The sequence below is a fragment of the Holzapfeliella sp. JNUCC 80 genome (assembly GCF_053667655.1).
Window position 1 is genome coordinate 394,517 of the sequence record NZ_CM132205.1, and the last position, 12,008, is coordinate 406,524.

At 35.0% G+C, this 12,008-nt stretch carries 13 protein-coding genes; 11 read left to right on the forward strand and 2 right to left on the reverse strand.

Going from position 1 to position 12,008, the window contains the following annotated elements:
- Positions 1–55: 55 nt before the first annotated feature.
- The 3 genes from rnr (at position 56) to JNUCC80_RS01985 (ending at position 3,548) form a co-directional block, all read left to right on the forward strand.
- Positions 56–2,437: a ribonuclease R gene (gene rnr, locus JNUCC80_RS01975; protein ID WP_454153159.1), complete on the forward strand. Its 2,382-nt coding sequence runs from the start codon at positions 56–58 to the stop codon at positions 2,435–2,437.
- A gap of 17 nt (positions 2,438–2,454) precedes the next feature.
- Positions 2,455–2,919 (forward strand): SsrA-binding protein SmpB, encoded by a 465-nt coding sequence (smpB, locus tag JNUCC80_RS01980; protein WP_454143078.1) that lies wholly within the window; start codon positions 2,455–2,457, stop codon positions 2,917–2,919.
- Positions 2,920–3,044: 125 nt separating this feature from the next.
- Positions 3,045–3,548: a hypothetical protein gene (locus JNUCC80_RS01985; RefSeq protein ID WP_454153160.1), complete on the forward strand. Its 504-nt coding sequence runs from the start codon at positions 3,045–3,047 to the stop codon at positions 3,546–3,548.
- Positions 3,549–3,593: 45 nt separating this feature from the next.
- On the opposite strand, the gene JNUCC80_RS01990 is transcribed toward JNUCC80_RS01985, so the two are convergent.
- Positions 3,594–4,460 (reverse strand): Cof-type HAD-IIB family hydrolase, encoded by an 867-nt coding sequence (locus JNUCC80_RS01990; protein ID WP_454143074.1) that lies wholly within the window; start codon positions 4,458–4,460, stop codon positions 3,594–3,596.
- Positions 4,461–4,531: 71 nt separating this feature from the next.
- On the opposite strand from JNUCC80_RS01990, the gene JNUCC80_RS01995 reads away from it, so the two are divergent.
- The 3 genes from JNUCC80_RS01995 to tsaE are packed head-to-tail and all read left to right on the forward strand — an operon-like array spanning position 4,532 to position 6,692.
- Positions 4,532–5,209 (forward strand): uracil-DNA glycosylase, encoded by a 678-nt coding sequence (locus JNUCC80_RS01995; RefSeq protein ID WP_454153161.1) that lies wholly within the window; start codon positions 4,532–4,534, stop codon positions 5,207–5,209.
- A 21-nt stretch (positions 5,210–5,230) separates the two neighbouring features.
- Positions 5,231–6,199 (forward strand): phosphate acetyltransferase, encoded by a 969-nt coding sequence (gene pta / locus JNUCC80_RS02000; protein ID WP_454153162.1) that lies wholly within the window; start codon positions 5,231–5,233, stop codon positions 6,197–6,199.
- A gap of 13 nt (positions 6,200–6,212) precedes the next feature.
- A complete protein-coding gene (gene tsaE / locus JNUCC80_RS02005; protein WP_454153163.1) occupies positions 6,213–6,692 on the forward strand; it encodes a tRNA (adenosine(37)-N6)-threonylcarbamoyltransferase complex ATPase subunit type 1 TsaE in 480 nt (159 codons plus the stop codon).
- Here tsaE and JNUCC80_RS02010 read toward each other — a convergent pair.
- A complete protein-coding gene (locus JNUCC80_RS02010; protein WP_454153164.1) occupies positions 6,689–7,222 on the reverse strand; it encodes a 3'-5' exonuclease in 534 nt (177 codons plus the stop codon). The genes tsaE and JNUCC80_RS02010 overlap by 4 nt on opposite strands.
- Before the next feature lie 98 nt (positions 7,223–7,320).
- On the opposite strand from JNUCC80_RS02010, the gene murB reads away from it, so the two are divergent.
- The 5 genes from murB to JNUCC80_RS02035 are packed head-to-tail and all read left to right on the forward strand — an operon-like array spanning position 7,321 to position 12,006.
- Positions 7,321–8,220 (forward strand): UDP-N-acetylmuramate dehydrogenase, encoded by a 900-nt coding sequence (gene murB / locus JNUCC80_RS02015; protein ID WP_454153165.1) that lies wholly within the window; start codon positions 7,321–7,323, stop codon positions 8,218–8,220.
- A 10-nt stretch (positions 8,221–8,230) separates the two neighbouring features.
- Positions 8,231–9,316 carry an ABC transporter ATP-binding protein gene (locus JNUCC80_RS02020; protein WP_454143062.1) on the forward strand — a complete coding sequence of 362 codons (1,086 nt, stop codon included), beginning with the start codon at positions 8,231–8,233 and terminating at the stop codon, positions 9,314–9,316.
- Positions 9,317–9,318: 2 nt separating this feature from the next.
- A complete protein-coding gene (locus JNUCC80_RS02025; RefSeq protein WP_454153166.1) occupies positions 9,319–10,110 on the forward strand; it encodes an ABC transporter permease in 792 nt (263 codons plus the stop codon).
- A gap of 13 nt (positions 10,111–10,123) precedes the next feature.
- A complete protein-coding gene (locus JNUCC80_RS02030; RefSeq protein WP_454143058.1) occupies positions 10,124–10,939 on the forward strand; it encodes an ABC transporter permease in 816 nt (271 codons plus the stop codon).
- Positions 10,936–12,006 carry an ABC transporter substrate-binding protein gene (locus JNUCC80_RS02035; RefSeq protein WP_454153167.1) on the forward strand — a complete coding sequence of 357 codons (1,071 nt, stop codon included), beginning with the start codon at positions 10,936–10,938 and terminating at the stop codon, positions 12,004–12,006. Before JNUCC80_RS02030 ends, JNUCC80_RS02035 begins: the two co-directional genes overlap by 4 nt.
- Positions 12,007–12,008: the final 2 nt, after the last annotated feature.

The following is a 12,008-nucleotide window of genomic DNA, read 5'->3' on the forward strand; positions in this document are numbered from 1 at the left end:
TTGGGAGGTTTTATTTAGTTTAACAAAAAATAATAACAAATAATGAGGTGTTTTAATGGCTCAAAATGAGCAAATGATTGCTGATATTCTTGAAATATTCAGACAAAAACCAACTTTTAAATATACAGTAGACCAAATTAGTAGAAAAAGACGTGGTCGTAATGCCGTTGAATTTAGTGATTTAGTTAAAACTTTAACTTTCTTGGAGAATGAAAATAAGATTTTTTCAAATGATTTAGGTCAATTCCAACTGGTACAAGAAGACCGTTTGGTTGAAGGTGTCTTTCGTGCAAATGATAAAGGATTTGGATTTGTTCGAGTAGATGATGAAGATGAAGACGATATTTTTATCGCAAAACCCAATACTAATTTTGCATTAGACGGAGATACTGTTGAAGTCAAAATTATCAAGGGTGAAAATCCTTGGAACAATAAAGGACCAGAAGGCCAGGTTAATCAAATTCTTGAGCGTGGATTGAAAACAATGGTCGGCGAATTTATGCCATACAGTGATGTCATGGTTAATAAAACTGGTTTTTATGGCTATGTTAAAAGCAAAAATCGTAAATTGAGTGCTTATTCAGCATATATTTCTAAAACTGGAATTCATCCTCAAATGGGAGATATGGTTAAAGTAGAAATTACAGATTATCCTTCATCAGAGTTTCCAACTCGTATGTTAGGAAATGCGCTACTAACAATTGGTAACAAAAATGATCCAGGTGTTGATATTATGTCGTTAGTTTATGACAACGATATCAAAACGGATTTTGAAGAAGAATCATTAGAACAGTCAAATAAAATCCCTGATCATATTCAAAAAGATGATATGTCAAATCGTCGTGATATTCGTGACCAAGCAATGGTAACTATTGATGGTGATGATTCAAAAGACTTTGATGATGCTGTTGTAGTTTGGAAAAAAGACAACGGTAATTATCACTTAGGTGTTCATATCGCCGATGTTAGTCACTATGTTACTGAAAATTCACCGCTTGATAAAGAAGCTTTTGAACGCGGTAACAGTACTTATTTAGTTGATCGTGTTATCCCAATGTTACCTTTCCGTCTATCAAATGGTATTTGCTCATTGAATCCAGATGAAGACCGTTTGGCTTTATCTTGTGATATGGAGCTAACACCTGATGGAGAACGTGTCGATTACGATATTTATGCTAGTGTCATCCGTTCACATGGTCGTTTGACTTATAATAATGTAAATGCTGTTTTAGATAACAATATGGCAGGATTAGAAGACAAATACCAACAATCTGAAGAAATGCTACATCAAATGTCAGATTTACACCATGCGCTATTTAATAAGCGTCATCAACGTGGTGCAATCGATTTTGAAGAAAATGAAGCTAAAATCATCGTCGACCAAGACGGCCATGCTGTTGATATTCAATTGAGACAACGTGGTACAGCTGAAAAAATGATTGAGTCATTCATGTTGATGGCAAATGAAACCGTTGCTGAGCACTTCAATAAAAAACATGTACCGTTCTTATACCGTGTTCACGAAACACCAGAAGGTGAACGTGTAACGAACTTTTTTGAATTTATTTCAGCTTTTGGATTGAATATTAAAGCTGATCCAAATGATTTAGAGCCTAAAACATTACAAAAAATTCTAGCCAAAACACAAGGTACACCGGAAGAACCAGTTGTTCAAACAATGATGCTTAGAAGTTTGAAACAGGCTCGTTATAGTGAAGATCAGCTAGGTCACTTTGGATTAGCTGCACCTTACTATACGCACTTCACTTCACCAATTCGTCGTTACCCTGACTTGATGGTGCATCGACTAATTCACCAATACATCGAAAAAGGTGCGACTGAAAAAGTAAAACAACACTTTGAATCAGAATTGCCTGTTATTGCAGAGCACTCATCACAACAAGAAAGAAAATCAATTGACGCTGAACGTGCGGTTAATGACTTGAAGAAAACTGAGTACATGATTGACAAAGTTGGCGATAGTTTTGATGCTGTCATCAGTTCTGTTACAAGTTTCGGAATGTTTGTAGCGTTAGAAAACACAGTAGAAGGTCTTATTCATATTACTAACTTGAAAGATGACTTCTATTCATTTGATGAAAAACAGTTAACATTAGTAGGTAAAAAGACTAACCGTCAGTTCAAGATTGGACAGCCTATTAAAGTTATCCTAATTCGTGCCGATCTTGAACAACGTCAAATTGACTTTGAAATTTATGATGAAAAAGTTGAACAAGAAAAGCGTCAAGTTAAACGTACTGATGGTAAAGCTGAAGTGGTTATGCCAAAAAGTGAAAAAGACGACAAAGATAACGGTCGTCGTAAAAAACGTCCATTCAAACGTCGTCGCAATGATCAGCGAGATAACCGTCAATCATCAGATAAACGTGGACAAAATAATCGTCAAGATTTTAAGAGAGCTAAAAAATCTAGATAATCATGGGGTGATAAACCGTGAAAAAACAACAAAATACAGATAACTTAATTGCACAAAATAGAAAAGCGAACCATAATTATTTTATTGATGAAACGGTTGAAGCTGGTTTGGTTTTAACTGGAACAGAGATTAAATCAATTCGTAATCGCCGTGTTAACATTAAAGACGGTTATGTTCGTATTCGAAGAGGCGAAGCTTGGTTAGAAAATGTTCATATTAGTGAATATAAAGAGGGTAATCAGTTCAATCAAGAGCCTACTCGAAATCGAAAATTATTGTTGCATAAAAAGCAGATTGCTCATTTGCTAGGTATTCAACAAGAAAAAGGGCTAACGATTGTACCTTTAAAGGTTTACCTTAAGCGTGGATTTGCTAAAGTCTTGATTGGAGTAGGTCGAGGTAAGAAAAACTATGACAAGCGAGAAACAATTCGTCGTCGTGACCAAGAAAGAGATATGCAACGTTTATTGAAAGTAAGATAGTCGATTGTAACCAGACAATCGGCTTTTTTAGTACCCAAATAAAATTTTGATGAAAAATAAATGTATTTTTTAATCCTTAGCGTATATAATTAAACAATAAGACAAAACTTAAGGATGGTAAAAATATGGCTAATCATTTGGTGACGATTTGTAATCATATCAAGAGTGAATTAATAAAAGGATCACCCAAAATAACTGTGACATCAATTTGTAAACTAGCGAATGTGCACCGCTCAACGTTTTATCGCTACTTCAGTCGAGGACTAGAACAAGCGTATCTCCATATTTTTACTGAAGAAGTCAGAATGATTTTTAATAAGCAATCACAGCCTTTAGATATCAAGTTTAAGAATTTAGTCCTATTGTTGCATGCAGAAAAGTTACTATTTGCGCAATTAAAAACCAAAATTGCAATTGATTTACAGTTAGAGACTTTAAATCGCTTAATGGTCCATTTTTTAATTAAGCATAATTCACCAACCTTAAAGAGTAATCGAATGTATGAACTTGTTTCACGGTCAAATGCTTCAAGAATTATTCAATGGATGAGTTTAGATTTTAATGCTAGCTATGAAAAAGTGATTTATGACTTAATTTTCTCACTGCGTCTTCTTGAACGATTCAACTAATAAAAAAACCTTATCTTGTAAATAAGATAAGGTTTTTTATTAGCATTAGTCTAAGTCAATAAAATGCTCAATGGCTTTAGCAACACCGTTATTTTTGTTAGTATCTGTAATGTATTTTGAAAGTTCCTTAATTTCTGGAACTGCATTTTCCATAGCTACAGGTAATCCGGCTGTACGAATCATTGATTCATCGTTGTAATTATCGCCAATTGCCATAACGTCTGAAATATCAACGTTTTTTTCTTCAGCATAACGCGCTAGAGCAATTCCTTTTTGTGCATCTTTATGGTTAATTTCAATATTGTTAGGTGATGAAGAGGTAATGATTAAGTCATCTTTTTGTTCTAAAGTATGACGTAAATCTTTGAAGACATCTGGACCATTTTCATCAAAAACGACCATTTTCATGACTTTGAAAGAATCGTCGTTTAAAATTTTGTTATAATCATCAACGTAAAGGATATCCATTAGTTCAGCACGAGCTGAGGCTAGTGCGATTCCTGTTTTGAAATCAGTACCAGGGTTTAATGATACGATTAAATCAGCAACGTTTTTGATACGACCAACGCGGCTATCTGAAACAAGGCCTTTGTTTGTGACAAGTTCAAAATAAAAGCCGTGTTCATTTAGTAAGGTCATTAAATCTTGTGTACGTTCTTTTTCAAGTGGAATTTCAACCGCAACATTGCCATCAGGGTCAAAAACCATTGCACCGTTTAAGGTAATGTAGCTTGCTTTCAAGCCAGCACCTTCAACTAGTGGGCGAGCTTCTGTTAAGCTACGTCCTGTAGCTACGATAAATTCAACGCCTTTTTCTTGTGCTTTTTTAATTGTTTGTGCATTTGTTTGTGATAATTCAAGTTTGTCATTCAATAATGTGCCATCCATATCGGACGCAATTAATTTAATCAAAAGAGCCACCTCCTAAAGTTATACTTAAATTTTAACATAAAATAATATTAATTAGTAAAGTAGGTTTAATAATGAAACAACTTATTGGAAATGATTGGGACAAAGTTTTAAAATCGAGCTTTGAATCGGAATCTTATCAAGAATTGAGAGAATTTTTGAAATCGGAATATAGTCAACAAACTGTTTATCCTGAAATGCATCATATTTACGAAGGATTTAAGTTAACACCATTTGAAAAAACAAAAGTTGTTATTTTGGGACAAGATCCCTATCATAATCCTAATCAAGCTCATGGGTTAAGTTTTAGTGTATTGCCAGGCTCCAAACTACCACCATCCTTAAAAAATATTTATAAAGAATTAAACGATGATTTAGGAGTTAGTCCTGTTAACCATGGTTACTTAAAGTCTTGGGCTGATCAAGGTGTTTTGATGTTAAATGCAGTGTTAACTGTGCAATATCACCAACCTAATTCTCACGCTGGAAAAGGATGGGAACAAGTAACGGATGCTGCTATTAAAGCCTTAAGTGATCGAGGAAACGTGGTTTTTATTTTGTGGGGAGCTTATGCTCAGAAAAAAAGTAAGTTGATTGATTCGACAAAAAATGTCATGATTAAATCACCCCACCCAAGCCCATTGTCTGCTTATCGAGGATTTTTTGGTTCAAAACCATTTTCGCAGACTAATGAGGCTTTGAAACAATTCGGAGAAGTCCCGATTGATTGGCAACTTCCCGAAACCCCTTAAAAAAACCAAGGAGAATTTATTATGGATTTATTTAAATTATTCAAAGAAAAAATTACAGGAAAAGATATTAGTGTTGTTTTTCCAGAAGGAAATGATGAACGTATTTTAAGCGCGGCTGTTCGTTTGAAAGCTGATAATTTGTTGAACCCAGTTTTGCTAGGAAACAAAGCAGAAATTGAAAATAAAGCAGCTGAATTATCATTATCGCTTGAAGGTCTTTCAATTTTGGACCCGCAGAATTATGAGGCGTTTGATGACATGGTTGAGGCGTTTTTGGAACGTCGCAAAGGCAAGGAAACACGCGAACAAGCTGAAGAATTGCTAAAGACAGTTAGCTATTTTGGGACAATGTTAGTCTACATGAATAAAGTAGATATTATGGTTTCTGGTGCGGTTCATTCGACTGCTGAAACAGTGCGTAGTGCCTTACAAATTGTTAAAACAAAACCTGGTATTAGCCGTATTAGTGGTGCTTTTATTATGCAAAAAGGCGATGAAAGATATATTTTTGCAGATAGCGCAATTAGTATTAATCCAACAGATAAAGAACTAGCAGAGATCGCTGTTTTATCAGCTGAAACAGCTAAAATGGCAGGACTAGAACCTAAAGTAGGGATGCTAAGTTTTTCTACAAAAGGATCCGCAAACAGTGAAGAAGTTCAAAAAGTCCAACGTGCAACCAAAATTGCACAAGAAATGGCGCCAGAATTAGATATTGATGGTGAATTTCAATTTGATGCCGCTTTTGTGCCAGCCGTAGGTCAATCAAAAGCAAAAGGCTCAAAAGTTGCTGGACATGTTAATGTCTTTGTTTTCCCAGAATTACAATCAGGAAACATTGGATACAAAATTGCACAACGTATGGGTGGTTATGAAGCAGTAGGTCCTATCTTGCAAGGCCTTAACCAACCAATTTCTGATTTATCCCGTGGTGCTAATGAAGAAGATGTTTACAAAACAGCGATTTTAACTGCTGCACAATCACTTTAAAGAGGTGAACATAATGCAAGTTGTCACACAAGATGAAGCACAAACATTGAAGTTTGGACAGCAGTTGGGTGAACTTTTGACACCCAAGACGCTAATTTTACTAGATGGCGACTTAGGTGCTGGCAAAACCACCTTAACTAAGGGGATTGCTAGTGCACTAGGAATCAAGCGTCCAATCAAAAGCCCAACGTTTACCATTGTGCGCGAATATTTGAAGGGTAGACTACCGTTATTTCATATGGATATGTATCGTCTGGAAGATGGCGATATGAGTAGCATTGATTTACAATCTTATTTTGATCAAGGCTCAGTCATTGTAATGGAATGGTCAGTCAATGTTTTAGATCAATTACCTGAAGACTATTTACGTATCAAAATTGAACGATTAGATAACGAGATTGAGTCAACTAAACGTCAATTTACACTAGAAGCAGTTGGTAAAAAGAATAATCAGTTAATTGAAGAACTAAAAAAAACTAGTTTTGCAGGTTAAACCTGTTTAACTAGTTTTTTTAATGGGGGAGTGCCAAATTGGTGATGTTGGTTGATTAAAATATTGGCACATGCCAGGCTGTCAGCTAAAGCATTGTGATGATCTTTGAGTTCAATTTCAAGATAATCTGAAACAGTGTTCAGTTTATGATTCGGTAATTCTGGAAAAAAGGTACGGCTGGTTTTGACCGTGTCTAAAGATAAAAAATTAGGAACTTCAAGATTGTATTTTTTAAGGCAAGCTTTCAAGACACTATTATCAAAAGGGGCATTGTGTGCTACAGTCAACAAATTTTCTGCAAAAAGGGGTTTGATGTAAGGCCAAATTTCAGCAAATGTAGGAGCATCTTGTACCTGATCTTCCGTAATATTGTGGATTTGGACGTTACGATAGTGAAACTTATCTTGCGGATTAATTAGTGAATAGAAAGAATCGACAATTTGGTTATTTCGAACCATGACAATCGCAAGCGAGCAGGCGCTGTTGCGTTTTTGGTTAGCGGTTTCAAAATCAAAAGCAATAAAGTTCATAGAAAACTCCTTTATTTTATAAATATGAATAACGTTTAATTTTAGTCTAGTCGTTTTTTTGGTAAAATGAATAAGAATAGCAAAGAGGTGTGAGAAGTATGACTATCAAAGAATTAAAAGAACAAGGTTTTTTAATTGATCAAAACATTTCACTGGATCAGTTTACATTTACTAAAACAGGTGGTCCAGCTGAATTTTTAGCATTTCCAAAAAATATAACACAAATCGAGCAGTTATTACAGGCTGCCAAGACTGAAAATTTACCAATCACAATCATAGGTAATGCAAGTAACCTTATCATTCGTGAAGGTGGCATCAAAGGTCTAGTCCTTATTTTGACGAAGATGGATAAAATTACGGTAGACAATTATCAGGTTACTGCACAAGCAGGTGCAAAAATCATTGAAACTTCTGAAACAGCTTACCAGCATAGTCTGAGCGGACTGGAGTTTGCAGCAGGCATTCCAGGTAGTGTTGGAGGTGCGGTCTTTATGAACGCAGGTGCTTATGGTGGTGAAATCAAAGATGTATTAAAAACAGTAACTGTTTTGACACGTCAAGGTGAACTCAAGACTTATCAAAATGCAGACTTGCATTTTTCATATCGCCATAGTCTACTACAAGACAATGAAGATATCGTGCTAGAAGCAACTTTTGAACTCCAAAAAGATGAAGCATCAAAAATTAGAGCAATGATGGATGATTTCAATGAACGCCGTTCAAGTAAACAACCCCTGGAGTATCCTTCTTGCGGAAGTGTTTTCAAAAGACCAGCTGGTCATTTTACAGGGCCATTAATCATTGAAGCGGGACTTCAGGGTAAAATTATTGGAGGCGCACAGATTTCAACAAAACATGCGGGTTTTATTGTGAATATTAACCACGCAACAGCAACAGATTATCTTGATTTAATTGAATTAGTTCAAAAAACAATTTGGGAAAAGAACCAAATTAAGTTAGTGCCAGAAGTTAGAATTATTGGTGAAAGAGCCAAGTAAGGAGATTGCGATGGCAACTATTATAGAAATGAAAAATGTTTCAAAACGATATGATGATGGTTTTGAAGCTTTAACCAATCTTAATTTAAAAATTGAAAGTGGCAAATTCTATTCGATTTTAGGACCTTCAGGTTCAGGTAAAACAACAGTTTTACGAATTATTGCAGGATTTAGTGATATTACGAGTGGCGCGTTATATTTTGATAATCAAGATATTACACATTTGCCTGCTAATCAGCGTAAAGTTAACACAGTATTTCAAGATTATGCACTTTTTCCACATTTAAATGTTTTTGACAATATTGCTTTTGGATTGAAGCTTAAAAAACGTCCCAAAGACGAAATTAAGCAAAAGGTAGCGAATGCGCTAGAAAAAGTGAGACTGCCTAATCATGCTGATCGAGAAATTTCTGAATTAAGTGGTGGGCAAAAGCAACGTATTGCAATTGCACGCGCTATTGTTAATGAACCTAAGGTGCTATTGCTTGATGAATCACTATCTGCCTTAGATAAAAAACTACGAAAAGATATGCAATATCAGTTGCGCCGTCTCCAAAAAGATTTGGGCATTACGTTTATTTTTGTGACGCATGATCAGGAGGAGGCGTTAGCTTTAAGTGATGAAATTTTTATTATGAATGAAGGTAAGTTAGTCCAAAATGGAACAGCTACTGACATTTATGACGAACCAATCAATCGCTTTGTTGCTGAATTTATTGGAGAATCTAATATTGTTGATGGTGTCATGAAGGCGGATTATTCTGTTGAATTTGTTGGGAAGACATTTGACTGTGTTGATGCAGGGATGCAACAAAATGAACCTGTGCATGTTGTATTGAGACCAGAAGATCTTGATATTACTTCTGTTGATGAAGGTAAGCTAACCGTAACAATCAGTTCACAGATGTTTTTAGGGAATCATTTTGAGGTTAATGCTATTGATGAAGATAATAATCAGTGGGTTATTCATGCCACAAATTCTGTTTCAGTAGGACAAAAAGTCGGTGTATATTTTGACCCAGAAGATATTCATGTTATGAGAATAGGGGAATCACAAACCGACTTTCATAATCGAATCGAAGAATATGGAGAGTAGCTATGAAACTAAGAAAAAATCTTTTTATGCTGCCTTATTTATTTTGGTTGATTTTGTTTGTAATCTTGCCGCTGATTTTAATTATTGTACAGTCTTTGTTTGGAACAGACGGCAAATTAACGCTTGCTAATTTCGCTGAATTCTTTACAAGTGGGACGTACTTGTCCATGACATTGAACTCGTTTGTCTATGCTTTGATTGTGACAGTAATCACATTAGTTATCAGTTATCCTGTGGCTTATATTTTAACTGAATTAAAACATTCGCAGTTTTTCTTGTTGCTAATTATTTTACCAACTTGGATTAATGTGTTGTTAAAGGCCTATGCGTTTATTGGATTATTCAGTCAAAGTGGTTGGGTTAACCAATTTTTAGGTATTTTTGGAATCGGTCCAGCACAGCTACTGTTTACAGATTTTGCCTTTATTTTTGTGGCATCATACATTGAAATTCCATTTATGATTTTGCCTATTTTCAACTCACTAAAAACTATTAATGGTGAATACATACATGCTGCCAATGACCTAGGTGCAACGCGATTTCAAACGTTTACTAAAGTGATTTGGCCATTGAGTTTAGATGGTGTTAAATCAGGTATCCAATCTATCTTCATTCCGACTTTATCATTGTTTATGATTACACGATTAATTGGTGGAAATCGAGTAATCACTTTAGGAACGGCTATTGAGCAACATTTCTTAACCACAATGAACTGGGGTATGGGGTCAACTATCGGTGTAATATTAATGATTATTATGATTGCATCAATGAAACTAACGAATGGATCGAAGTAGGAGGAGTATGACAATGAAGAAAAAATCGAAATTTGAACTTATTTATTTAACATTAGTCATGGTTGTTTTATACTTTCCTATTTTTTATTTGATTTACTTCTCTTTTTCAAGTGGTGATTCGATGAATTATTTTGAAAGTTTTACGTTTGATCATTATCAAGCACTTTTGAATGATCCAAGATTAATCCGTATCGTATTGGATACGATCTTGTTAGCTCTTTTAGCCAGTTTGTTTGCAACAGTGATTGGGACTTTAGGCGCACTTTATATTCATCAAGTCAAAAAAAGAGCAGTGAGAAATGGTTTGTTGTCATTAAATAATATTTTACTAGTTTCACCTGATGTTATTATAGGAGCCAGTTTCTTGATATTATTTACATTTGCTGGATTTAGCTTAGGATTTTATTCAGTATTATTGAGTCACATTGCTTTTTGTGTACCAATTGTTGTTCTAATGGTACTACCCAAGCTAAAAGAAATTAATCCGACACTAATTGATGCGGCTTATGATTTAGGTGCCAGTAAATATAAGGTGCTTTCAGCTATTATTTTGCCTTTAATTACACCGGGTATTCTTTCTGGATTTTTTATGGCACTAACTTATTCGTTAGATGATTTTGCTGTGACATTCTTCTTAACGGGTCAAGGATTCACAACTTTATCTGTTGAAATTTTCTCAAGAGCTCGCCGTGGTATTAGTCTAGAAATTAATGCGCTAAGTACATTGATGTTTTTATTTTCACTATTGTTAGTAATTGGTTATTATTTCCTTAGCCAATACAGCCAAAATCGCAAGATTAATAGTCAAAAGAAGAGGGTGACAAAATGAAAAAATTAGCACTGCTGAGTGGCGTGATTTTGGGATTTTGTTTCCTTCTTGGACTGGGGTCAAGTGCTTTGAATGAAACACCAAAGGAGTCAGGAAAAGTATTAAACTTATATAACTGGGGAGACTATATTGATCCCTCGTTGATATCTGAATTTGAGAGTGAAACAGGCTATCACGTCGTATATGAGACATTTGATAGTAATGAATCGATGTATACTAAGTTAAAACAAGGGTCTAATCATTACGATCTAACAATTCCATCTGATTACATGGTTGAGAAGATGAAAAAGGATGGTCTTTTACAGTCAATTGATAAAAGTAAGCTTAATTTTTTAAATGAGATGGATTCAAGTATCATGGGATTATCTTATGACAGTCAAAATAATTATTCGATTCCTTATTTTTATGGCACGTTAGGTATCGTCTATAATGATCAGTACGTTGATGGTGCCAAGTTACAGTCATTTAATGATTTGTGGCGGGTAGATTATCGTCATAGTATGATGCTGGTTGATAGTGCCCGTGACGTGATGGGGCTGTCTTTAATTTCTGATGGGCACAGCTTAAATACAACTGACAATAGTCTTTTAAAACAAGCTAAAGAAAAGTTGGATAAACTAGCACCCAATGTCAAAGCAATCGTGGCCGATGAAATGAAGATGTACATGATTCAAAATGAAGCAGCTATTGGTGTGACTTGGTCTGGTGAAGCAGCAGAAATGTTGAAGAATAATGAGCATTTGCATTATGTGATTCCAAAAGAAGGTAGTAATCTTTGGGTTGATAATTTTGTGATTCCAAAATCAGCTCAACATCCAGATGCTGCGTATGCCTTTATGAACTTTATGATGAGACCTGAAAACGCTGCTAAAAATTCGGTTTACTTGGGTTATTCAACACCTAATGTGTTGGCTAAACAAGAATTAGAAAAAACACAAGATCCAGTGTTGGCTTTTTATTCAACAGCTGACCAGATGAAGCACTTGGAAGTATTTAAAGATTTAGGCCAAGAGGCTGTACAAACTTACAATGATTTATTTTTAGAGTTTAAAATGTACCGTAATTAAAA

Bases quoted from the DNA above. Each gene is read 5' to 3' on its own strand.
- JNUCC80_RS02030 (WP_454143058.1), top strand. From the start codon at position 10,124: ATGAAGAAAAAATCGAAATTTGAACTTATTTATTTAACATTAGTCATG.
- JNUCC80_RS02020 (WP_454143062.1), top strand. From the start codon at position 8,231: ATGGCAACTATTATAGAAATGAAAAATGTTTCAAAACGATATGATGAT.
- tsaE (WP_454153163.1), top strand. From the start codon at position 6,213: ATGCAAGTTGTCACACAAGATGAAGCACAAACATTGAAGTTTGGACAG.
- JNUCC80_RS01995 (WP_454153161.1), top strand. From the start codon at position 4,532: ATGAAACAACTTATTGGAAATGATTGGGACAAAGTTTTAAAATCGAGC.
- JNUCC80_RS02010 (WP_454153164.1), bottom strand. From the start codon at position 7,222: ATGAACTTTATTGCTTTTGATTTTGAAACCGCTAACCAAAAACGCAAC.
- JNUCC80_RS02025 (WP_454153166.1), top strand. From the start codon at position 9,319: ATGAAACTAAGAAAAAATCTTTTTATGCTGCCTTATTTATTTTGGTTG.
- rnr (WP_454153159.1), top strand. From the start codon at position 56: ATGGCTCAAAATGAGCAAATGATTGCTGATATTCTTGAAATATTCAGA.
- pta (WP_454153162.1), top strand. From the start codon at position 5,231: ATGGATTTATTTAAATTATTCAAAGAAAAAATTACAGGAAAAGATATT.
- murB (WP_454153165.1), top strand. From the start codon at position 7,321: ATGACTATCAAAGAATTAAAAGAACAAGGTTTTTTAATTGATCAAAAC.
- JNUCC80_RS02035 (WP_454153167.1), top strand. From the start codon at position 10,936: ATGAAAAAATTAGCACTGCTGAGTGGCGTGATTTTGGGATTTTGTTTC.
- JNUCC80_RS01985 (WP_454153160.1), top strand. From the start codon at position 3,045: ATGGCTAATCATTTGGTGACGATTTGTAATCATATCAAGAGTGAATTA.